We start from the raw sequence: 23,173 nt of genomic DNA on the forward strand, positions 1-23,173 counted from the left end.
GCGCAGGAGACCAGAACCATGAATATCCGCATTGACGGTGCGCGTCCGCAGGACGACGCCGAACGGGGAATCCTTGCCTTCATCGAGGAAAGCATCGCCATCCGGCACGATCTTCACCGACATCCGGAGCTTTCTCTTGGGGAAAAGCGCACGGCGGCGCTCGTTGCCCGTTACCTCCTCTCCTTCGGATATGAGGTAACCGAGGGTGTCGGGGGCCATGGCGTCGTCGCCACGTTGAAACGTGGTCATGGTGACAAGCGTCTGGGTATCCGCGCCGATATCGACGCCCTGCCCATCGTCGAGGAAACCGGTCTTGCCTATGCCAGCCAGACACAGGGCGTCATGCATGCCTGCGGTCATGACGGTCACACGACTATCCTGCTCGCCGCTGCCCGTTATCTAGCTGAAACATCGAGTTTTTCCGGCACGCTGACGCTGATTTTCCAGCCAGCCGAGGAAATCGGTGCGGGTGCTAGAGCGATGATAAAGGACAGGCTTTTCGAGCGGTTTCCCGTCGATGCCGTGTTCGGACTGCACAATTGGCCGGGTGTCGAAACCGGACAATTCGGCTTTGTCGAAGGGCCTGCCATGGCCTCCGTCGACAAGGCGAAGGTTCGGATCATCGGCAAGGGCGGGCACGGGGCGGCGCCGCATGAAACGGTTGATCCGGTTCTTGCCTCGGCAAGCTTCGTCACCGCCTTGCAGAGCATCGTCTCGCGCAATGTCGACCCGCGAGACATGGCGGTGCTGACGGTAGGCTCCATCCATGGCGGAACTGCTTCCAACGTCATTCCCGAGAGTGTCGAACTGCAGATTACCGCGCGGGCCTTTTCGCCCGCCGTGCGCGACAGACTGGAGGAGCGGCTTCCCGCCCTTGCCAAAGCACAGGCGGAAAGCTTCGGCGCAAGCGCCGATGTCACCTACTCCCGTGGCTTCCCGCCCGTCATCAATCACATCAGGCAGACAGCTTTTGCCCGCGACGTCGCCAAACGGCATTTTCCAGCCGAACAGGTTGCCGAAGGCTTTCAGCCGCGAACGGCGAGCGAGGATTTCGCCTTCATGCTTCTGGAGCGGCCGGGCTCCTATCTCTTCGTCGGCAATGGCGACAGCGCGCCACTGCACAGCCCTCACTACGATTTCAACGATGCGATCATTGCGCCTGCGGCACGCTTCTGGGTGCGTCTGGCCGAAGCATACCTCTCCTGATGCAACGAGTTTAGGACAATGAGATGAGCGACAGTTTTCTCTACACATCGGTCAAGGATCCGCTCGCAACCCCGCTTCTGGAGGAGTTGCTGTTCGAATATGACAGCCGCTACGGCACATATTTCAACGCGGAAGGCGCCAAGGCGGAACTTAACAAATATCCGCCGGAGGCTTTCAGCCCGCCGTCGGGCAATTTCCTGCTGCTCTTGCGTGGCGGCAAGGCGATCGCCGGCGGTGCTTTCATGCGCTACGACGAGGAAACCGCCGAGTTCAAGCGGGTCTGGACCCATTCGGCCCACCGCCGGCAGGGGCTTGCCAAAATAGTTCTTCAGGAGCTGGAGCGGCAGGCGATCCGGCAGGGTTACGCCCGTGTCTATCTGACCACGGGCTTCCGCCAGCCGGAAGCGGTCGGCCTATATCTCACCAACGGTTATCGCGCGTTGTTCGATACGTCGGCCGATCCTGAAACGATCAGGTCGCTGCCTTTCGAAAAATGGCTTGCCGATAGCGCCTCCGCCTCCGTTGCGGAAGGCGCTTCGATACCGGCGGCCCGGCCGCATTCTTCCCCGGCCCACCCGTGAAAGGCTTTTTCAGATGACGATAGCCTCTGATTTTCCGCATGTTGCATTGAACGACCAGAAGGGTGAACCGATCAAGGGTGGGTATTCCCATTTCCGCATCGTGCCGGCCCGCTACCCCTTGCGGACCGTGGGAACAGTCTTCTCCGTACTCATCATTGCGGCCGTTCTGCATTCCGTTTTCGGCAATCCGCGCTGGGGCTGGGATGTCTTTGCGGAATGGTTTTTCGCTGAACCGGTGTTGGTCGGCTTAGGACGGACGCTGCTGCTGACCGCGCTCGGTGCGGTGCTCGGCTTCGCGCTGGGAACGCTGCTGGCGCTTGCCCGCGTTTCACGCTCGCCACTGCTGGTTGCCGTATCCTGGACCTATATCTGGATTTTTCGATCCATTCCGCTGATCGTGCTTTTGCTGATCCTCAACAACCTCGGTTATCTCTATGAGACCGTGACGATCGGTGTGCCCTATACGGGCATCAACTTCTTCAGCTGGAATACCACGCAGCTGATGACGCCGTTTGCGGCCGCCGTTCTGGGGCTGACGCTCAATCAGGCCGCCTTCGCATCCGAAATCGTCCGTGGCGGCATTCTCTCGGTTGATCAGGGGCAGCTTGAGGCTGCCGCAGCACTCGGCCTTCCCCGGCGGCGGCAGGCGTCCCGCATTGTTCTGCCGCAGGCGATGCGCTCCATCTTGCCCACCGCCTTCAACGACATCATCGGCCTCGCCAAGGGGACTTCGCAGGTCTATATCCTTGCCCTGCCGGAGCTGTTCTACACGATCCAGATCATCTATCGCCGAAATCTGGAAGTGATCCCGCTGCTGATGGTCGCGACCGTCTGGTATCTGGTGATACTGACGGCGCTTTCGATCGTGCAGCACCATATCGAGCGGCATTTTTCACGCGGTGCACTGCGCAATCCGCCGTCGTCACTGTTCGCCACGATTTACCGCACCTTCCTGCCGCGCAAACCCTTGCCTGAAGCCGTGGAAACGGTGGCCACGACAGCCGTAAGGCCCGAGCGTTCGGTGCCTGCCCGTGCCGTGAGCTTTCAGCTCGGAAATCGTGGCGGGTCGGTCAATATTCATGGCGTTTCGAAATCCTTCGGGTCGCTGAAGGTGCTTGATGATATCAGCCTTTCCATTCCGGCAGGCAGTGTTACCACCATTCTCGGCCAATCCGGCTCCGGCAAGTCCACATTGCTGCGCTCCATCAACCATCTCGAGCGTGTCGATGACGGTTTTATCGCCATAGACGGTGAATTGGTCGGTTATCGTCAAAAGGGCGATACGCTTTATGAGCTGAAGGAACGGGAAATCCTCAAGCGCCGCGCCGAAGTGGGCATGGTGTTTCAGAGCTTCAACCTGTTCCCGCATCTGACCGCGCTTGAAAACATCATCGAAGCACCCATAGCCGTTCGTGGCATATCGAAAGAGCAGGCGCAGACCGAGGCGCGCGATCTTCTGGCTCGCGTCGGCCTTGCCGAAAAAGCTGGCGCTTATCCCCGTCAGCTTTCCGGCGGTCAGCAGCAACGCGTGGCGATCGCCCGGGCGCTGGCGTTGCGGCCGAAGGTGTTGCTGTTCGATGAGCCGACATCCGCGCTCGATCCTGAACTCGTCAACGAAGTGCTTGATGTTATCAAGGAGCTTTCCGCGCTCCGGCGTCACGCTCATCATCGTTACCCATGAAATCGGTTTTGCCCGTGAAGTCTCCGACAGGGTCGTCTTCATGGAACAGGGCCGCATCATCGAAACAGGCACGCCGGACCAGGTGTTCAACAGCCCGGAACATCCCCGCACCGCCGAATTCCTCGCAAAAGTTCTCTAATCAAAACAACAAAGGAAACACTCGCATGGCTTTTTCATCGAAATTATTGTCGTTGCTTGCAGGCGGTCTTTTCACCGCTACCACCGCGCTGATACCGGCTGCGCATGCGCAGGAAATCGACCTGTCGCCGGAGCAGAAGGGGCGAGTGCGCGCCGAGAAGGTGGAAGAAGCGATCAAGCTTCTGCCCGCTGGCCACAAGTTCGTCGCGGATGGAAAGTTGACGGTCGCGACCGTGCCGTTTCGGCTGCCGCTGGTCGATTATGCCAGCGATACAAAAACGCCTATTGGCGTGGAGCCGGATATCGCCCAGCTGGTTGCTGACAGTCTTGGCCTTGAACTTCAGCTAGTTCCCATCGCCTGGGCCGATTGGCCGCTGGGCCTCACCTCCGGCAAATATGATGCCGTCACCTCCAACATCACGGTGACGGAAGCCCGTAAGGAAAAATTCGACTTCTCCAGCTACCGCAACGACCTGCTCGGCTTTTACGTGGGCAGCAACAGCAAGGTGACGAGCATCAGCAAGCCCGAGGATGTTGCCGGGTTGAAGGTTATCGTCGGCGCTGCCACCAATCAGGAGCAGATCCTGCTGAAATGGATCAAGGACAACAAGGCCAAGGGTCTGGCCGACACCGATGTGCAATATTACGACGATCAGGCCGTGCTCGATGTCGCCCTGCAATCCGGCCGCGCGGACGCCTATCTTGGCCCCAATGCGACGTCAGCCTTCCAGGCAGCAAGCCAGAAGAAGACCAAGCTCGTTGGCACCTTCTCCGGCGGTTGGCCCGAAGCGGCGGAAATCGCCGTTGCCTCCAAAAAGGATGCCGGAATTGCCGCAGCCATCACGGCGGCACTGAACGCCCAGATCAAGAACGGCAATTACGGCAAGGTTCTCGCCCGCTGGAACCTCGGTTCGGAAGCCATCACCGAATCCCGGACCAATCCGCCCGGTCTGCCCAAGAGCTGAGTGCTGGTTTGCTGCCAGAAAGCTGAGTTTCCACAAAGCTGAGTTGAAGGTGGGACATCACTCAGCCGGTAGCGCGGGCCTCCTCCCGTCCGCGCTACCTCCGTCCCGCAATCCATTTTATCGGGGAGCCAGAATGGCACTCACCTCTCGTCTTGCCACAGTCACGTTCGGCGTTTTTCTCTCTATCGCCGCTTTCGGGTCGGCTTTCGCAACTGATGTCTTCGATCTTTCGCCAGACCAGCCTGGCCGGATCAGGGTAGAAAAAGACCCCGCAGCGATTGCCGCCATCCCGAAAGATTTCAAGTTCATCACCCCGGGCAAACTCACGGTCGCGGTTGCACCTGGCGGACCACCGCTCGCGACCTATGCGACGGACGCCAAGACCGTGGTGGGTGCCGATCCGGACTATGCGCTTGCGGTGGCTGATAGTCTCGGCCTTGAGCTTGAGCTGGTTGCTGTCGCCTGGGCCGACTGGCCGCTGGGGCTTGCCTCCGGCAAATACGATGCTGTCATCTCCAATGTCGGGGTGACCGAGCAGCGCAAGGAGAAGTTCGACTTCTCCACCTATCGTCAGGGCCTGCACGGCTTTTTCGTGAAGTCCGACAGCGGCATCACCGCCATAAATGAGCCGAAGGATGCGGCGGGCCTGAAGATCATCGTCGGCGCTGGCACCAATCAGGAGCGTATTCTGCTGAAATGGAATGACGAGAATGTAGCCGCCGGTTTAAAGCCGCTCGAGCTGCAATATTATGACGACGAGGCCACCCGGCTTGTCGCGCTTTCTGCCGGGCGGGCCGATGTGATCGTCCAGCCGCATGCGCAGCTGGTCTTCATCGCCGCGCGTGACAAGACCATCAAACGTGTCGGAACACTCTCCGCCGGCTGGCCGGAACGTTCGGATGTCGCCATCACCACCCGCAAGGGTTCGGGATTGGCCGATGCGCTGACGCTCGCCACCAACGATCTGATCAAGAGCGGCGCTTACGCGAAGATACTGGAACGCTGGCAGCTTTCGGAAGAGGCCTTGCCGGAATCGAGAACCAACCCACCCGGCCTGCCGAAAAGCTGACCGGTCGAATAAATGCGGTGGACGGCAGCACCTGCAGGTCATGCCTGCGGGTGCTGTTTTATTTGTCTGTTGGCCTGCGCAGAACAATCAGAAATCCGCGACCTTGCCCCATGACGAGTCAAGGAAACGGCTGGGATGATACGGGGCCGGGTCAACGATCGGGGTTGAACCCGTCACGATATCGGCGATCAGGTGGCCAGCGCCGGGGCCGATGCCGAAACCGTGGCCGCTGAAACCGGCGGCGAGGATGAAGCCGGGCAATTCGCTGGTCTCGCCGATGGCGGGCACACCATCCGGCGTGCTGTCGATGAAGCCGGCCCAGGCAGCGGATATCTGGGTTTTGCGGAGTGCAGGCAGAAGTTCCAGCGCCCTTTTGTGGGTCTCACGGATGGCGGCGGCATTCGGTTTCGGATCGAGAATACGAACCCGCTCCATCGGCGTCGGCGCATCGAGCCGCCAGTGTTTCAGCGTTTCGTGCCCACCGCGAATCCCTTCCAATCCACCCGGTCGCAGGCTGCGCCAGCGCTTGAGGAACATCGGAACGAATTCGCGTGCAAACCGCATTTGCTGCGCGGTCGGGTCGATGCGACCGAGGCCGCTGATGGCGAGCGTGTAACCACCGTTGCTCCGGCGTGTTACAGAAACGGCTTTTGTATGCAGCGCATCCGGCAGTCCTTCCGCACCTGCTGTGACGGACAGGATTGAGGAGCGGACAGCGGCTTGCGGAAAACGAATTCCGAGCTGGCGGCAGAAGGACGAGGCCCAGGCGCCGCCGGACATGATGGCGGTTTTGGTGCGGATCGTGCCTTTTTCGGTAACGACGGCGCTAACGCGACCACCTTCCGTTTCCAGACCGCGCGCGGCGCAATTCTGGTGCACCGTTCCGCCCAGTTTCATGAGGGCACGCGCGACGGCCGGCGCCGCCATCGAGGGATCGGCGGTGCCGTCCGTTGGCGAAAAGACGCCACCTTTCCAGCGTTTCCCAGTCGCGCGTCCGCGGTTGCTCGCCTCATCCGCGCTCAACATATGCGTCGTCACGCCTGCGGTGATGGCAAAGTCGCGCCAGCGCGCCCAGCCGGCAATTTCAGCTTCGTTGTCGCTCAGGTAGAACAATCCGCAGCGGCGGAAACCGGTGTCTTCGCCGCTTTCTGCGGCAAACCGTTCCCAGAGCGTCAGGCTCTGCGTTGAAATCGGCAATTCGCGGGCGTCTCGGTTCTGCTGCCGGCACCAACCCCAGTTGCGGCTGGATTGCTCCGCGCCAACAAGACCTTTTTCGACAAGAGCCACTTTCAGGCCACGCCGGGCGAGGTAATAGGCTGCGAACACGCCGACGATACCGCCGCCAATAATGACGGCGTCCGCCGATTTCGGCAGTTCCGGTGATGTCGTGATCTGTTGCAGCGGCGCAGGCATGGTGGGGCTCCTTGTATTCGTCCTAATTTACCGTGGTCGCCGGGTAAACGCTGCCAGACTGCGCCGATTGCCGGAATCTCCTGCTGTTCGTAGCCATGTCTGCAACTCTTTATGCTGGATGAAAAAAACATCCCCGCGTCGACAGGGCACGCTCATGTGATAAGATTTCCATGGCCGCGTCAGAATTTTATGCCGCGTGCACGAAAAAATATAAAAGGGGTTCCGCACGTGATGAAACTTGACCGGATCGACATCAAGATCCTTTACGAACTCCAGAAAAATGGTCGCATCACCAATGTCGAGCTGGCGGAGCTTGTCAATCTCTCGCCAAGCCCCTGCCTGATGCGCGTCAAGAAGCTTCAGGCCGAGGGCTATATCGAAGGTTATTCGGCACAGATCAACATCAACAAGCTCGGCCAGACGCTGACGGTATTCACCGAGATCACGCTCAAGAACCACCGCCAGATCGACTTCGCCCGTTTTCTCGGCGTTATAGAAAAGATCGATCAGGTGGTAGAATGCCACCTCGTTTCAGGCGGTTACGATTACCTCCTGAAATTCGTCACCTCCGGCATCGTCGAATATCAGTCGATCATGGAGCGGCTGACGGACATGGATGTCGGTATCGACAAATATTTCAGCTTCGTTGTGCTGAAATCTCCGATCATCAAATCGCATATGCCGCTGACCAGCCTGTTTCCGCTTTGAGGTGGAAGACGTCCCTTTGCAGGGGCGCCAGAATGTCGAGACGCGTCGCTTCATACTCAACGTCATCCTGGGGACGAGCCCGAGGATGACGAAACTGATGTTGTCACCTCTTGGAAAATGCCCGCACCAACTCTGCATCCTGCTGAAGATTGTCGAGCCATTTCGGGTCGAGCTTCGGTACCGAGGAGAACAGGAGCTTCGAATAGGGATGGGTCGGCGACTTGATCGCTTCCGTTGCCAGATGCTCCACTTTCTGCCCGCCATACATCACGACGATTTCGTCGCAGATGGTTTCCACCACAGAGAGATCGTGGCTGATGAAGATGTAGGAGAGGTTCAGCTCTCGCTGGAGTTCGCCGAGCAGGTCGATGATCGCGGCTGCGACGACCGTATCAAGCGCCGAGGTAATTTCATCGCAAATGATGAGCGACGGTTCTGCTGCGAGCGCGCGGGCGAAGTTGACGCGTTGCTTCTGTCCGCCCGATAGGCCGGAAGGATGGCGGTGGCGAACCGAGCGCGGCAGCTTCACCATATCCAGCAACTGGTCGATCCGGGCGTCGCGCGCCTTGCCTCTCATGCCGTGATAAAAGGTCAGCGGCCGGCCGAGAATATCCTCGATGGATTTGGCCGGGTTGAGCGCCGTATCGGCATATTGGAAGACGATCTGCATGCGGCGCAATTGATCGCTGGTGCGTTGGCGGGCATCGGCGTCCAACTGCCGACCTTCGAAGATGACATGACCGCTGGCGGCGGGCAGAATGCCGGCAATGGCGCGCGCCAGCGTCGATTTTCCGCAACCGGATTCGCCGATGATGCCGAGATTGCGTCCGGGATAGACTGCAAGGCTGACGGAATCGACCGCACGCACCAGCGGCATATGGTCTTCGCCTTTCGTTCCATATCCGGCGATCAGCTTCTCGATATCCAGCAGCGGCTTCGCGTCACTTTGTTTTAGCGGCGCTACGGTGCGTACCTTGTCGTTAAACGCGGTGAGCAACTCCCGCGTATAAGGATGCTGTGCATTCTCGAGAATATCCGTGGTCGTGCCGGTTTCCTGTATCTCGCCGCCTTTCAGCACCACGATCCGATCGGCAATCTGGGCGACGACTGCGAGATCGTGCGAAACATAAACGCCGCCGATACCGCCCTTGCGCATCGCTGATTTGAAAGCGCGGAGAACCTCGATCTGTGTCGTCACGTCGAGTGCTGTGGTCGGTTCGTCGAAAATGACCAGGTCCGGGTTGCCGATCAGCGCCATGGCGGCGGAGAGACGCTGAAGCTGGCCGCCGGAAACCTGGTGCGGATAACGGTCGCCGATGGTTTCGGGATTGGGCAGCGACAATGCCTTGAACAGTTCCACCGCTCTTTGGCGCGCCTCCTGCGGCGGCATCAGATCGTGGATGCGGGTGACCTCTATGACCTGGTCGATAATCTTTTGCGCCGGATTGAAGGCGGCTGCGGCGCTTTGAGGGACGTAGGAGATTTTCGTACCGCGGATCTTCGCCCGTTCCATTTCGGAAAGCTGTACCATGTCGCGGCCTGCCACCGTGACGCTGCCGCCGGAAATACGGCAGCCTGGACGGGCATATCCCATCAATGTCAGTGCAATGGTCGTCTTGCCGGAGCCGCTTTCGCCGATCAATGCGACAATCTCGCCATCGGCGATATCGATGTCTACACCCCTGATGATTTGGATGCGGCGGCCGGAATCGGTAGTCGCCTCGACTTTAAGTCCACGGATTTCAACAAGATTTGTCATTATTCGCTCCTGTCGCGGATTTTCTGCGGCAGATTGTCGATCAGCAGATTGACGCTGATCGTCAGGCTGGCAATCGCCAACGACGGAAAGATCACGGCTGGCGCGGCAAAGGGCAGGCCGCCGATGTTTTCACGCACCAGCGCACCCCAGTCTGCATTCGGCGGCTGCAGGCCAAGACCGAGAAAGGAAAGGCCCGACAGAAGCAGCACGATGAACACAAAGCGCACGCCGAGATCGGCCAGCACGGGACGGATGATGTTGGGCAGGATTTCGGAGCTGATAAGGTGCAAGAGGCTCTCGCCGCGCACGCGGGCCACGGTGACGAAATCCATGGTGTTGACATTGACGGCGAGCGCCCGGGCAAAGCGATAGGCGCCGGGCGTATAGATAACCGACAGGGTGACGATCAGCACAGGAATGGAGGAGCCAACGGCAGCGACAACCACAAGTCCGAAAAGCTTGCTTGGAATGGAGTTCACCGCATCGAGAAAACGGCTGAGTGCCGCATCGAACCAGCCGCCGACCACGGCAGCGCTCATGCCGAGAACGACGCCCGACACGCAGGCGATCGTTACGGCGGCAAGCGAGATGCCGACCGTGAAACGCGCGCCCATGAGAATGCGGGAAAACACGTCGCGGCCGAGATAGTCGGAGCCGAGCCAGAGATCGGAGGTCATCGGACCGAAATAATCGAGATCGACGATTTCACCGACGGGATGCGGGATGAGATAGGGCGCAAAGATCGCAACCATGGCCCAGAGAAAAATGACGAGAAAGCCGAAAACGCCGACGACGTTGATTTTGTAACCCAAACGCGAGGTCCCCGAAGTTGTTTTGATATTGTCGGTCATCAGCGCAGCCTCGGATTGGACATGATGGCGATGATATCGGCGGTTGTGATGAGGAGGAGATAACCGACGCAGAAAATCATTGCGCAGCTCTGGATCAGTGGCAGATCACGGGTCGCGACGCCATCAACCATCAGCTTGGCGATGCCTGGATAATTGAAGATAGTCTCAACGATGATGACGCCGCCGACGAGATAGGAAAGCGACAAAGCAACCGCATTGACGATGGGGCCAAGCGCATTGGGAAGTGCGTGGCGCAGGACGATGCGCATGCGCGGTGCGCCCTTCAGGAGCGCCATTTCCACATAAGGCGTATCGAGCGTCTCGATGACGGCGGCGCGGCTCATGCGGATCATCTGTGCCGACACGACGAAGGTGAGCGTGATGACCGGCATGGCGTAAACCCGCAGCACATCGAACACGGTATGCACCTCGCTGACCAGCGACAGGGCTGGCAGCCACTTCAGATATACGGCGAACAGCAGAACCGCGAGCGTCGCGATCATGAATTCCGGCACGGAAATGACACCGATGGTCAGGATGGTGACGGCGCGATCATAAAGCGTTCCACGCAGCATGGCGGAGCTGATGCCGAGCGTCAGGGCCAGCGGCACGGCGATAACAGTGGTGATGCCGGCAAGCTTCATGGAGTTGACGAAACGTGGGCCTATGAGGTCGGCGATCGCCATATTGTTGGCGTAGGACGTGCCAAGTTCGCCGTGCAGCAGGCCAAAAAGCCAGCGGACAAAACGCAGAAGGGCCGGGTCGTCGAGATGCATGGCGGTGCGCAGACCGGCCACGGCCTCCGGCGTTGCCGACTGGCCAAGAAGGATCGTTGCCGTGTCGCCGGGCAGCAGGCTGGTGGCGGAAAAGACGATAAACGATACGATAAGCAGCGTCGTCAGCATGACGACCAGCCGCCTGGCGATAAGGGAGAGTATCCGGCTGTTCATTTACATGCTCCTGCGACCTGCCTGGATCATGATGATTTCAGGCCCGATCGACCTGAAATCGTCATGATCCAAATTATATGGCTGGAGCGAGATATCAGGCGAAAACCGCTTGTTTTTCAAAGTGTCGCTCCAGCTGTGGAGGCTTCCCGCACCGGCGGAAAGGTTGCCGGGCGCGTCGGCGCCCGGCCCCTTGGTCTATCAGGCTTCGAGCCAGACGTATTCAGCAAACGCGTAACCCATCATGCCGCCGAGCGGATTGGCTTCCAGACCCTTCAGCTTGGAGGTGATGGCGTCGACATTGGTGATATAGGCGGGAATGATGGTGCCGGCTTCGTCGGCGATCATCTTTTCCATTTCGAAGTAGATCTGCTTGCGCTTGTCCATGTCCAGCATGCCGCGTGCTTCGAGCATCATCTTGTCGAACTTCGGCGACTTGTACTGGCTTTCGTTCCACGGCGCGTCGGAGGCGTAAAGCAGCGAGAACAGAATATCCGGGGTCGGGCGCGGGTTGATGTTGCCGAAGTGAATAGGCGCCTTGAGCCAGTAATTGCTCCAGTAACCGTCCGAGGGAACGCGCTGCACATCCAGCTTTACACCGATTTCTGCGGCCGACGCCTGGATGATCATCGCCATGTCCACGGCAGAATTTGCAGCATCTGAGGTGATGACCGGGATGGACTGACCGATAAGACCCGCTTTTTCAAAGTGGAACTTCGCCTTATCAGGATCGAAGGCCTTCGGCTTGAGGTCCGGATTGTGGTAGGGACTCATTGGCGGCACGGGCTGGTCGTTACCGACTTCGCCGAGGCCACGCAAAGCCGCCTTCACGATCTGCTCGCGGTTGACGATCGACTTCATGCCGGCGATGAAATCGGCATTGTTGCCGGGCGTCTGGTCCAGCCGCATATTGAGGTTGGTGTAGTTGCCGGACGTTCCCTTTGACAGAACGATGCCTTCCTGCTTGTCGAGCAGGCGCAGCGAACGCGGATTGATAGCCGCTGCGAGGTGGATATCGCCCGAAATGAGGGCGTTAACGCGGGCATTGTCTTCGGCAATCGCGAAAAATTCGAAGCTATCGACGTGCGGACCACCCTGTTTCCAGTAATTGGTGTTTTTCGACATGATCGAGCGGACGCCGGGTTCGAATTTCTCCAGCTTGAAGGCACCGGTGCCGTTCCCCTTGGAGAAATCGGTCGCGCCATCGGCAACGATCATGAAGTGATGCAATGCCAGGATGGCCGGCAGGTCTGCATTCGCGTTTGCCAGCGTGATCTCGACGGTGCTCTTGTCGATCGCCTTGAAGCCGGTCATCTGGGCGGCGATCTTGGCGACCTTCGAACCGACGGCCGGGTCAAGGTGACGCTTCAGCGAATAGACCACGTCATCGGCGGTCAGTGCCTTGCCGTCATGGAAGGTGACGCCGGAACGCAGCTTCACGGTCCAGGTCTTGGCGTCCTTCGTTTCGATGGATTCGGCCAGCTCCATCTGGGGCGTGCCGGAAACATCGAGGAAGCTCAGCCGGTTATAGAGCGCGCAGCAACGAACGTAATCCGTCGAAAGCGAGGCTTTTGCGGGGTCGAGCGTGTCGGCCGTGGAGGAGGACCATCCGGCCGCCTTCAGCGTGCCGCCGGAAACGGGAGTGGCCGCCAGAGCCTGCGAGGCGCGGCCGAGAATGGCCGAACCGGCGGAAAGTGCTACGCCGCCGGCCAGCATCATGTGAAGCAGCTCTCGCCGCGTCGCGCCGCGACGGATAGCCTGTTCAACGGCGGCATCGTCAGAGCGGGTCCAATTTGTAATCCTGTCACTCATGGTCTTCCCCTTTTGTATGATTTGTTGAAATGGCATCTGCAGTAATTTTCGGCATCCACGCCCGAGTGCGCGTCATGCCGCAGGCGCTTCAGCGGCCCGAGTGTCTCGTGGCCTCGGCAAGGCCGGCCATCGAGGTGAAGTGGTAGTCCGGTTCGGTAAAGTTCTCCGGCTCGATGGTGCCGCCATATCCCTTCTGGGCGTGGCGGCGCTCTATCCAGCAATTGGTCATCCCGAGTTTCCGTGAAATGCCGATATCGTGGTACTGGCTCTGCGCAACGTGCAGAATGTCGTCCTTCGATGCGCCTTCGCTTTCAACGAAGGCGAAAACCTTCTCGAAGAATGCGGGATCCGGCTTTTCCGTGCCGGTATCATCCGCTGTGAAAGCGGCGTAAAAGGGACTACCGAGTTCCTTCGAGAAATACTCGAAGGCCCAGCGCTGGGCGTTGGTCATGGCAATGAGACGATGCGTCTTTGCAAGCTCGGCCATCGCGGCGCGACTGTCTTCAAAGCCTTTCCAGTTTTTTGCCGCGTCGCGCAGGCGCTCACCCAGAGCGCGCTCCGCCGGCAAACCGAGTTCCGGAGCGATGATCAGGTAGACGCGGACGAGATCGTCCGGAAACAGATCGGTGGCGTCGGAGTAACGCGCCGCGCGGTAAAGGCCGAGCGCCTTTTCACCGTCGACCTCAACGCCGTTTTCAGCGCCGATCTGGATCAGGGTCGATTTCAAGCCACCTTCGAAATCGATGAGAGTTCCCACCACGTCGAAGCTCATATATTTGAAGTCGCTCAGTTTCTTGGGCAATGTCGGTCTCCGCTTTGCCGCGCAGAGCCATTGGGAAGGCTGCGGCATTTTATTCTGTTCCCGGACGGGATCCTTGCCCCGTTCCCATTCTTGCTAACGCCCTTTTTTATGGCGTTTAGTGCTTTTTCTGTTGATAGTTTGGCAGTTCCAGCGCGCCGGATTCTCCGAAAAGGATCGGGTCTTCGGCAGAATATTGCGAATATGTGCGGCGTTGCGACATTTCGAGAAGGTGCCGCAACGCCATCCACTGTTCGCCTCAGGCCATGGCGGCCCGCACTGCCGGGTCCTCGAGCGTCTGGTCGAGGGTTTTCCGCGTCCGCTCTATAATGGCGTCGATCTCGTCATCGGTGCAACACAGCGGCGGCGCGTAGCCGAGGATGCCGTTGGCGAAGGCGCGCACGATGAGGCCGTTTTCCCAGGCGCGGTCAAAAACCTTGCGTGCAGGGGCCGCTGCAGCCGGCAGCGGAGTTTTCTTCTCTTTGTCGGTCACGAGTTCGATAGCGGCGAGCATACCCCGGCCGCGCACATCGCCAACCAGCGGATGGCTTCTCAATCCTTCCAGCCCGGCCATCAGCCGCTGACCGGCGCGCCGGCCGTTTTCCAGCAGCCCGCCCTCGTAAAGTTTCAGCACTTCGAGACCAACGGCGGCACTGACGGGATGGGCGGAATAGGTATAACCGTGCCCGACCGCGGCATCGCCAGCGAAGTCGGCTATTGTATCATAAACATGGTCGGCCATGAAGACGGCGCCCATCGGCACATAGCCCGAAGTCAGACCCTTGGCGGCCGTGATGAAGTCCGGCACGATATCTTCGTCGGCACAGGCAAACAGTGGTCCCGTGCGGCCGAAGCCGGTAATAACTTCGTCGGCAACGAAGAGAATGCCGTAGGAACGGCAGAGTTCTCGCATGGCCTTGATCCAGCCAGGCGGCGGCACCAGAACGCCACCGGAGCCCTGAATGGGCTCTGCATAAAAGGCGGCGACCCGCTCCGGGCCGATAGCCTCGATCTTGTCCTTCAGGATTTGCAGGGAAGAGGCGATGATGGCGGCGGGGTCGCTGCCGACCGGATTGCGATAGGCATAGTGAGACGGAATTTTGTGCTGCCAGTCGTAAGGCACGCCGAAACCTGCATGGAAGGCAGGCAGCGCAGTCAGGCCTGAACCGGCGGTGGTGGAGCCGTGATAACCCTGTTCGATGGAAATGAACTGGTCGCGCTGCGGCTGGCCTTTGGCGTGCCAGTAATAGCGGATGAAGCGGATGGTGCTGTCCACCGCGTCGGATCCGCCAAGCGTGAAATAGACGTGGTTGAGTTCGCCGGGCGCGCGGTCGGCGAGTTCGGAGGCCAGGCGAATGGCGGGTTCGCTGCCAATGTCGAAATAGGCAGTGGCATAGGGCAGTTCACGCATCTGCTTTGCCGCCGCTTCCACGATGCTGTCATGGCCATAGCCTGCATTGACGCACCAGAGGCCGGCAAAACCGTCGATCAGCTGGTGGCCGGTCATGTCGGTAATCGTGGCACCCTTTGCCGATTTCAGCACGCGAACGCCAAGCTTTTCATGGCCGCGGAAGGAAGAGACAGGGTGCACCAGATGGGCGCGGTCGAGCTCGATCAGTGAATTGCTTAACATGGGTCTCTCCGGATTCAGCCCAGCGCCTGGCTGGTCAACGCGAATGTTTTCAGTTTTTTGTCGGCAGAGGTTTCCGCCTTCGGCCGGCGCATGGCGATGCCGCCACCGACATGGGCAAGACCGTATTCGGCAAGCCAGGGACCGAGGCCCGTCTCGGTGGTGGTGTCTACGCGCAGGAATGCGCCGGGGCGCTCGGAAACGACGAAGGCAATCAAATCCTTTGCGATTTCAGCAGTTTCCGCGACAATCGGGCCGATGACTTCACCACGGCCAAAGGCGCGAAGGCCTGCAAAGCCCATGATGGCGCCATGCTGTTGAACCACCGCAAACCGTGCCCTATCCGCAAGCTCGGTAAAGAGTGCCGTACGATCCGCACCGAATGCCTGCGCGTCGAGTGCGGCAAGCTCGGCCGGTACAATCGTTTCTGCCCATGCCACGTTATCGGGCTTATCGGCGGCCGTAGGAATTCCCTGGTGCTGACGCACCTCGCCGCATGCGACGAACCCCATCTTCTCATATAGGGGGAGGCCTTCAGCGGTGGCGGTCAGACGGCACTCGCGATTTTCCGCAGCATCGACGACCGCCTGCATCAGCTTGCGTCCGAGACCACGGCCGCGCATGGCCTCGTCCACGATCACCATGTTGACGGTGGCGCAGGTGTCTCCGAGAAGCGTGGCCATTGCGGTTCCGACGACGCGACCGTTTTCGATAGCGACGAAACCCTTGCTCAGTGAAAGGACGAGCGCCCAGTCTTCCCGGCGGTGTGGCCAACCGGCCTGGCGGGAAAGCTCGACGGCGGCATCGAGGTGTTGCGGCTCAAATTTCTGGATATCGATGAGGCTGGCTTGCATGGCCCAACTCCGTTTTATTCTTCATGTTCATTGATAGACCGGCGGCAAAAGAACATTGTCCCGACGAATGGCAAGGTTCGATATGTTTCACTGTTGCTTTTACCCGCCGCCGCATCTTATGCCGCACATCATCTGCTTCCATCCGCAGAACGGGGGTGGGCGGCGGCTTCCGGTTTTGTCGCACGCAACTCTCTGCCAAACTGGCGGCCGCATACGCAACAATCTGCTTTCGCGAATAGCAATTGCAGTGCGTCGACCGGGCAAAGGCCTCTATGATCTTGTTATTGCAGCCACCACCCATCCCCAAGCAAGGACGACGACGACATGACCATCTTCCGCCCGAAATACATCACTTTCGATTGCCACGGTACGCTGATTCATTTCCAGATGGCAGAAGCTGCCCGCGATCTCTATGGTGATCGTCTGGGCGAGGCCGAGATGCAGCAATTCATCAAGGACTTCTCTGCCTATCGCCTGGACGAGGTCATGCATGACTGGAAGCCTTACGCCGAAGTTGTCCATAACGCCCTGTCGCGCACCTGCAAGCGCAACGGTGTGGCCTTCAAGGACGAAGATGCGGTAATGGTGTATGAGCGCGTTCCGACATGGGGTCCGCATGCGGACGTTCCGGCCGGTCTGGCGAAGGTTGCCAAGGAAATTCCGCTGGTCATTCTGTCTAACGCCATGAATTCGCAGATCATGTCGAATGTGGCAAAGCTTGGCGCGCCGTTCCATGCTGTCTATACCGCCGAACAGGCGCAGGCCTACAAGCCGCATTTCAAGGCTTTCGAATATTTGTTCGACATGCTCGGCTGCGGCCCGGAAGATATTCTGCACGTGTCGTCCTCCTTCCGCTACGACCTGATGTCCGCGCACGATCTCGGCATCAAGAACAAGGTCTGGGTCAACCGCGGCCACGAACCGGCAAACCCCTATTACGGTTATACGGAGATCTCCGATATTTCCGGTCTCGCGGGCGTCGTTGGACTGTAAGGAAGGACCGGATCATGAAGCTCGTCTCCTATTGGCACGACACGGCGCCCCTGTTTGCGGGGGCGGCGCAAGGTCCTGTCGAAGGCCATTACGATGTGGCCGTCATTGGTGGCGGCTTCACGGGTCTGGGTGCTGCGCGCCAGCTGGCAAAAGCGGGCGCGCGCGTGGTTGTTCTTGAAGGACAGCGCGTCGGCTGGGGTGCTTCCGGGCGCAATGGCGGCCACCTCAACAACGGGCTGGCCCACTCCTACCTCTCCGCCAAGGCGGAACTCGGCAAGGAGCGCGCCATCGCGCTCTACAAGGCGCTGGATGCCTCGATCGACACGCTGGAAAGCCTGATCGCCGTGGAAGGGATCGACTGTAATTTCCGCCGCGCCGGCAAGCTGAAAATGGCTTCGAAACCGCAGCATTTCGAAAGTCTGGCGAAGAATTTCGAGGCTGTTCATGCCGAGGTGGATCCCGACACGGCGCTTCTGTCGGTTGACGATCTCAAGGCGGAAATCGGCTCTCCCTTTTATGGCGCCATGCTGTCCAAGAAGAGCGCCATGATGCATATGGGCCGCTATGTGGCCGGCCTTGCGCAGGCCGCCAGCCGCCATGGTGCGGTCATCTTCGAAAATGCGGCGGTGACGAAACATTCTCAGAACGGCAAGACACACACGCTGGAAACGACGCGCGGCAAGGTCACTGCCGATAATGTTCTGGTGGCAACCGGCGCCTACACGCCCTCCGGTTTCGGCTATTTCCGCCGCCGCATCATCGCGGTCGGCAGTTTCATCATCGCCACGCGGCCGTTGACGGATGCCGAGATCAAGGCGTCCGTCCCGGGTAACCGCACCTACGTCAACACCATGAATATCGGCAATTATTTCCGCCTTGCACCGGACAACCGGTTGATCTTCGGCGGCCGCGCGCGCTTTTCCACGACATCGGACCAGCGTTCGGATGCCAAAAGTGGCGCGATCCTGATGGATAGCCTGCACCGCATATTCCCGCAGCTTGCGCATGTGCCTATCGATTATTGCTGGGGCGGACTGGTTGATATGACCAAGGACCGTTATCCCCGCGCCGGTTTCCATGATGGCGTCTGGTACGCCATGGGCTATTCCGGCCACGGCGCCCAGCTTTCCACCCATCTGGGCATGATCATGGCTGACGCCATTCTGGGCCGCCCGGACAACAACCCGCTGAAGGGGATGGACTGGCCGGCGGTGCCTGGCCATTTCGGCAAGCCCTGGTTTCTTCCCTTGGTGGGGCTTTATTACAAGATGCTGGATAAGATTCAGTAGCGCGTTAGTTCATTTCTTCATCATGCCGGACTTGATCTGGCATCCAGCCACTGCGCTCCTGCACGGTGAATAGTCTTTTACGATCAATGACGTGATCGCGCTGGACCCCGGATCTATTCGGAGGTCGCGACACGTGAATGCCGTGGCTTTGCCAAACCAATTCATGCCTCCGGATTTTTCTTCCACCCCTGGGAATGCTGCTTTTCAATTTAGCACCAAAAAAGAAGGGCCGCAGAGCGGCCCTTTAGGCGGGGAGAAAGAAACAGTCTTCAGGCAAGTCCACCGATGTGGAACGTCTTCATTTCCAGATATTCCTCGATGCCGACCTGTGCGCCTTCGCGGCCGAGGCCGGATTGCTTGACGCCGCCGAAGGGGGCGACTTCGGTGGAGATCGCGCCGGTATTGAGGCCGACCATGCCGAACTCCAGCGCCTCGCCCACGCGCCAGGCGCGTTTGAGGCTTTCAGTGTAGAAGTAGGCGGCAAGGCCGAAGGGCGTACCGTTGGCGATCGCAATCGCCTCCTCTTCCGTCTCGAAGCGGAAGAGCGGGGCGACTGGCCCGAAGGTCTCTTCGCTCGCCAGCCGCATGGCGGTTGTTGCGCCCGTCAGCACCACCGGTGCGGTATATTGCGAACCTTCAGGCAGATCATGAGGCTTGGTAATGATCTCGGCGCCCTTGGAAACGGCGTCATCGATATGCGCGCGGATTTTGGCGATTGCCGGCTCGTTGATCATCGGACCGATGGAAACACCTAGCTCCGTTCCGGGTCCGACACGCATGGCATCGACGCGATCAGCCAGTTTTTTCGCAAACGCATCGTAAACGCTCGCCTGAACGAGAATGCGGTTGGCGCAGACGCAGGTCTGACCGCCATTGCGGAATTTCGAAACGAGCGCGCCTTCGATGGCGAGATCGAGATCTGCATCGTCGAATACGATGAAAGGGGCATTGCCGCCGAGTTCCAGCGACAGTCGTTTTACACTGTCGGCCGCACCGCGCATCAACAGCGAACCGACACGGGTAGAGCCTGTGAAGGAAATTTTCCGCACCGTCTCATTGGCCATGATCTCGTTGCCGATCTCCGTCGGCATGCCGGTGACGATGTTGATGACGCCAGCCGGAATGCCTGCACGTTCGGCGAGAACTCCGAGCGCTAGGGCCGAATAGGGCGTGAATTCCGAGGGCTTGATGACCACGGTGCAGCCAGCCGCCAATGCAGGTGCGACCTTGCGGGTGATCATGGCGTTCGGGAAATTCCACGGTGTGATGATGCCGCAGACACCGACTGGCTCCTTCAGCACTACGATACGGCGATCCGGCGTCGGGGAGGGAATGGTGCCGCCGCTGATGCGTCGGCCTTCTTCCGCAAACCACTTGACGAAGGATGCTCCGTAACGGATTTCCCCCTTGGCCTCTTCGAATGGCTTGCCCTGTTCGATGGTCAACATCAGGCCGAGATCGTCGATGTGTTCGATCATCAACGCGAACCATTTTTCCAGAAGCGTCGCGCGCTCCGCGTGCGTTTTCTTTTTCCACGGCCCGAAGGCAGCGTTGGCGGCTTCGATGGCCGCGCGGGTTTCCACGCTGCCCATATCCGGCACGGTGCCGATCACCGCCTGCGTCGCCGGGTCGATCACGTCGACCGTCTTGCCTGATGCGGCCGCTTTCCATTCCCCGCCAATCAAACCCATTTGGCGAAAGAGTTCCTTGTCCTTCAAGCCCTGCATTATCTGTCTCCGAAATCAGTCGAGAGCCGCAAGAACTGCGGCAGTTATTACGTCTGTCTTGTCCTTGCCCGGCACGGTGCCAATGCCCTGGCCGGTCGCCTTTTCCAGCGCCGCCATGACCCGCCTGGCCGTATCCGCCTCACCCAGATGCTCCAGCATCATGGCGCCGGACCAGATGGCGGCGATGGGGTTGGCAATGCCGAGATGGGCGATGTCAGGGGCCGAACCGTGCACCGGCTCGAACATGGAGGGTGCCGTGCGGTTGGGATTGATATTGGCGGAGGCGGCAAAACCGAGGCCGCCCTGAATGGCTGCGCCGAGATCGGTCAGGATATCGCCGAAGAGGTTTGAGGCGACCACGACATCAAGGCTTTCCGGTGCCATCACCATGCGCGCCGCCATGGCGTCGATATGATAACTGGAAACTTCAACATCCGGATATTCGGCGGCGAGCTTTTGCGTCACCTCGTCCCAGAACACCATCGAATATTTCTGGGCGTTGGATTTGGTGACGGAAGCCAACTTGCCGCGACGCTTTTGCGCCTGCTCGAAGCCGAAGCGCAGGATGCGTTCCACGCCCTTGCGGGTGAAGATGGAGGTTTCGACAGCGACCTCGTCTTCGGTGCCCTGATGGACTCGTCCGCCGGCACCGGAATATTCACCTTCGGTATTTTCGCGGATGCAGAGAATGTCGAATCCATCCGCTTTCAACGGTCCCTGCACGCCGGGCAGAAGCCGGTGCGGGCGGATATTGGCGTATTGCACAAATGCCTTGCGGATCGGCAGAAGCAGGCCGTGCAACGATACCGAATCCGGCACCTCCGCTGGCCAGCCGACCGCGCCCAGCAGAATGGCGTCGAAGCCGCGCAGGGTCTCGATGCCATCCTTCGGCATCATCGCGCCGGTCTCCTTGTAGAAGGCGCAGGACCAGGGGAATTCGGTGCCTTCAAGCGCAAAACCGGAGCTTTTTGCTGCGGTGTTGAGAACCTGCCAGGCGGCATCAGTCACGCTTTTGCCGATGCCGTCTCCGGGAATGAGTGCGATGCGATGCGTTTTCAAGATGTTTCCCCTGTTACAGTCCGATCAGGACGCTTTTGCTCTTGCGGTTGGCGAGATAGGCCTCCCGCCCGAGATCCTTGCCGATGCCGGAGCGTTTGTAACCGCCGGTCGGCAGGATATGGTCGCGGGAGCGGCCATACCGGTTGACCCAGATCGTTCCTGCCTGGATGGCGCGAGACAGGCGCATGACGCGCGAGATATCGCGGCTGAAAAGACCCGCGGCAAGACCGTAGGTCGGATGATCGGCGAGCGCCAGTGCCTCTTCTTCCGTCTTGAAGCTTTGCAGGGTCAGCACCGGCCCGAATATCTCCTCTGTGACAGCAGGGGAGGTCTGGTCGACATTTGCGATCAAGGTCGGCTGGTAGAAATAACCCGGACCGTCCATGATCGCGCCGCCCGTCAGGCATTCGCCGCCATGCGCGACAGCCGCCTGCACGATGCCGTCAATGCGCTGGCGCTGCACTTCGGAGATGATCGGCGAATACTGTGTTGCTTCGTCCCAGGTCGGGCCGGGCTTCACTGTCTTCATGCGAGCGATAATTGCGGCGGAAAGCGCCTCTGCGACACTCTCTTCAACGATGATGCGCGAGCCGGCAACGCAGGCTTGCCCGGCATTGGACAGAATATTGCCGGCGATCGCGGCGGCGGCTTTTTCGATATCGGCGTCTGCAAAAACCAGCTGCGGACTTTTGCCGCCCAGTTCCAGCGTCATGGGCTTGACGCCGGTACGCGCGATATTTGCCATGATGGCCGAACCTGCTGCCGTCGATCCGGTGAAGCTGACCTTTGAAATTTCGGGATGGCCGGTGATGGCATTGCCTGTCACAGGCCCGTCACCCAGCACGATGTTGATGAGCCCGGCGGGCAGCCCTGCCTTGATGGCCAGTTGCGCCATGAAAATGCTGGAGAAGGGCGTCATCTCCGATGGCTTGAGCACCACGGCATTGCCGGCTGCGAGTGCCGGGCCAAGCTTCCAGCCCGCCATGGACACCGGAAAATTCCAAGGCGTAATGGCGCCCACGACGCCATAGGGCTCGGTCATGATCATGCCGACGCTTGTGTCGTCGGTCGGCACGAGATCACCGCCCTCCTTGTCCGCAAATTCGGCAAAGAAGCGGATCTGTTCGGCAGTGACGGCGATATCGCCGGCAATCAGGTGGCCCACGGGCCGGGTTGAGGAGAGCGCCTCGATTTTCGCCAGCGTCTCGGCTTCCTGCTCGATCAGGTCTGCCCAGCGTTGCAGTACCCTGGTGCGCTCACGCGGGCGCACGCCGCCCCAGTTACTGCTCTTCAGTGCGGCTTTGGCGGTTTGCACCGCCTCATCGACAAGTGCCGCATCCGCCTTCGGGCAACCGGCATATTCGATGCCGTCCGAAGGACGATGCATGTCAATGCCGTTTTTAGCCGGGATCAGCCGGTCGCCGATGAAATGGCCGATCGGCAGGGACAGGCTGTCTGGATCGAAGCTGAGCGTCATGGATGATCCTCTGTGGATATGCGCCAAAGCTACTCCCTGATGGCAAGCAGCATCGACCGACTGCGGCGGGGGCGGTGAACGAAAATCCTGTTTTGCTGGTGGCCCACAGCGCAATCTTCGGCGGGCATGAAGACCGCGCCGAAAACCTTGCGACGGGTCCGATCGAGGGCCGTAAATCCGGTCGAAAGGCATCCGGGCAGGATACCCATGTAAAC

The 23,173-nt window shown here is 59.6% G+C and carries 20 protein-coding genes; 9 read left to right on the plus strand and 11 right to left on the minus strand.

What is annotated here, in order from left to right:
* Positions 1-18: 18 nt before the first annotated feature.
* The 6 genes from QE432_RS06615 to QE432_RS06635 all read left to right on the plus strand — a co-directional run bounded on the left by QE432_RS06615 (position 19) and on the right by QE432_RS06635 (position 5,640).
* Positions 19-1,206: a M20 aminoacylase family protein gene (locus tag QE432_RS06615; protein WP_013761660.1), complete on the plus strand. Its 1,188-nt coding sequence runs from the start codon at positions 19-21 to the stop codon at positions 1,204-1,206.
* Between the two features lie 23 nt (positions 1,207-1,229).
* On the plus strand, positions 1,230-1,787 hold the full coding sequence (locus QE432_RS06620; RefSeq protein ID WP_003511088.1) for a GNAT family N-acetyltransferase: 558 nt from the start codon (positions 1,230-1,232) through the stop codon (positions 1,785-1,787).
* Between the two features lie 13 nt (positions 1,788-1,800).
* Complete coding sequence (locus QE432_RS06625; RefSeq protein WP_373465107.1) at positions 1,801-3,468, plus strand: amino acid ABC transporter permease/ATP-binding protein; 1,668 nt, start codon at positions 1,801-1,803, stop codon at positions 3,466-3,468.
* Entirely contained in the window at positions 3,413-3,607 is a 195-nt protein-coding gene (locus tag QE432_RS26615) for a hypothetical protein (RefSeq protein ID WP_373465108.1), read from the plus strand. Before QE432_RS06625 ends, QE432_RS26615 begins: the two co-directional genes overlap by 56 nt.
* Before the next feature lie 25 nt (positions 3,608-3,632).
* Positions 3,633-4,571, plus strand: a complete 939-nt coding sequence (locus tag QE432_RS06630) for an ABC transporter substrate-binding protein (RefSeq protein WP_065662550.1) — start codon at positions 3,633-3,635, stop codon at positions 4,569-4,571.
* A 133-nt stretch (positions 4,572-4,704) separates the two neighbouring features.
* Complete coding sequence (locus tag QE432_RS06635) at positions 4,705-5,640, plus strand: ABC transporter substrate-binding protein (protein ID WP_035199520.1); 936 nt, start codon at positions 4,705-4,707, stop codon at positions 5,638-5,640.
* A gap of 87 nt (positions 5,641-5,727) precedes the next feature.
* Here QE432_RS06635 and QE432_RS06640 read toward each other — a convergent pair whose 3' ends face one another.
* A complete protein-coding gene (locus QE432_RS06640) occupies positions 5,728-7,053 on the minus strand; it encodes an NAD(P)/FAD-dependent oxidoreductase (RefSeq protein ID WP_060642327.1) in 1,326 nt (441 codons plus the stop codon).
* 231 nt (positions 7,054-7,284) lie between these two features.
* Here QE432_RS06640 and QE432_RS06645 point away from each other — a divergent pair, with 231 nt between their 5' ends.
* A complete protein-coding gene (locus tag QE432_RS06645; protein ID WP_013761655.1) occupies positions 7,285-7,761 on the plus strand; it encodes an Lrp/AsnC family transcriptional regulator in 477 nt (158 codons plus the stop codon).
* 103 nt (positions 7,762-7,864) lie between these two features.
* On the opposite strand, the gene QE432_RS06650 is transcribed toward QE432_RS06645, so the two are convergent.
* The 7 genes from QE432_RS06650 to QE432_RS06680 all read right to left on the minus strand — a co-directional run bounded on the left by QE432_RS06650 (position 7,865) and on the right by QE432_RS06680 (position 16,413).
* The gene (locus QE432_RS06650; protein ID WP_065659592.1) at positions 7,865-9,520 is read right to left on the minus strand and encodes an ABC transporter ATP-binding protein; all 1,656 of its coding nucleotides are present in this window, start codon (positions 9,518-9,520) and stop codon (positions 7,865-7,867) included.
* Positions 9,520-10,371 carry an ABC transporter permease gene (locus QE432_RS06655; protein WP_013761653.1) on the minus strand — a complete coding sequence of 284 codons (852 nt, stop codon included), beginning with the start codon at positions 10,369-10,371 and terminating at the stop codon, positions 9,520-9,522. Before QE432_RS06655 ends, QE432_RS06650 begins: the two co-directional genes overlap by 1 nt.
* Positions 10,371-11,321: an ABC transporter permease gene (locus QE432_RS06660; protein WP_003511075.1), complete on the minus strand. Its 951-nt coding sequence runs from the start codon at positions 11,319-11,321 to the stop codon at positions 10,371-10,373. Before QE432_RS06660 ends, QE432_RS06655 begins: the two co-directional genes overlap by 1 nt.
* Positions 11,322-11,519: 198 nt before the next feature.
* Positions 11,520-13,130 carry an ABC transporter substrate-binding protein gene (locus QE432_RS06665; RefSeq protein ID WP_013761652.1) on the minus strand — a complete coding sequence of 537 codons (1,611 nt, stop codon included), beginning with the start codon at positions 13,128-13,130 and terminating at the stop codon, positions 11,520-11,522.
* Between the two features lie 88 nt (positions 13,131-13,218).
* A complete protein-coding gene (locus QE432_RS06670) occupies positions 13,219-13,932 on the minus strand; it encodes an HAD-IA family hydrolase (protein ID WP_065687793.1) in 714 nt (237 codons plus the stop codon).
* A 256-nt stretch (positions 13,933-14,188) separates the two neighbouring features.
* Positions 14,189-15,562 carry an aspartate aminotransferase family protein gene (locus tag QE432_RS06675; RefSeq protein WP_025595551.1) on the minus strand — a complete coding sequence of 458 codons (1,374 nt, stop codon included), beginning with the start codon at positions 15,560-15,562 and terminating at the stop codon, positions 14,189-14,191.
* A gap of 14 nt (positions 15,563-15,576) precedes the next feature.
* Positions 15,577-16,413 carry a GNAT family N-acetyltransferase gene (locus QE432_RS06680; RefSeq protein WP_065687792.1) on the minus strand — a complete coding sequence of 279 codons (837 nt, stop codon included), beginning with the start codon at positions 16,411-16,413 and terminating at the stop codon, positions 15,577-15,579.
* Positions 16,414-16,737: 324 nt separating this feature from the next.
* Here QE432_RS06680 and QE432_RS06685 point away from each other — a divergent pair, with 324 nt between their 5' ends.
* On the plus strand, positions 16,738-17,406 hold the full coding sequence (locus QE432_RS06685) for a haloacid dehalogenase type II (RefSeq protein ID WP_003511068.1): 669 nt from the start codon (positions 16,738-16,740) through the stop codon (positions 17,404-17,406).
* A gap of 14 nt (positions 17,407-17,420) precedes the next feature.
* Positions 17,421-18,695: an NAD(P)/FAD-dependent oxidoreductase gene (locus QE432_RS06690; RefSeq protein ID WP_065687791.1), complete on the plus strand. Its 1,275-nt coding sequence runs from the start codon at positions 17,421-17,423 to the stop codon at positions 18,693-18,695.
* A 269-nt stretch (positions 18,696-18,964) separates the two neighbouring features.
* Here QE432_RS06690 and QE432_RS06695 read toward each other — a convergent pair whose 3' ends face one another.
* Genes QE432_RS06695 through QE432_RS06705 form a run of 3 tightly spaced genes read right to left on the minus strand, consistent with a single transcriptional unit; the run spans position 18,965 to position 22,958 of the window.
* Positions 18,965-20,422 (minus strand): NAD-dependent succinate-semialdehyde dehydrogenase, encoded by a 1,458-nt coding sequence (locus QE432_RS06695; protein ID WP_065687790.1) that lies wholly within the window; start codon positions 20,420-20,422, stop codon positions 18,965-18,967.
* Between the two features lie 15 nt (positions 20,423-20,437).
* Complete coding sequence (locus QE432_RS06700) at positions 20,438-21,481, minus strand: tartrate dehydrogenase (RefSeq protein ID WP_065687789.1); 1,044 nt, start codon at positions 21,479-21,481, stop codon at positions 20,438-20,440.
* Positions 21,482-21,494: 13 nt separating this feature from the next.
* Positions 21,495-22,958 carry an aldehyde dehydrogenase family protein gene (locus QE432_RS06705; RefSeq protein WP_065687788.1) on the minus strand — a complete coding sequence of 488 codons (1,464 nt, stop codon included), beginning with the start codon at positions 22,956-22,958 and terminating at the stop codon, positions 21,495-21,497.
* Positions 22,959-23,173 lie beyond the last annotated feature (215 nt).

The organism is Agrobacterium sp. SORGH_AS_0745 (assembly GCF_030818995.1).
In the GTDB taxonomy this organism is placed as follows: Bacteria; Pseudomonadota; Alphaproteobacteria; order Rhizobiales; family Rhizobiaceae; genus Agrobacterium; species Agrobacterium tumefaciens.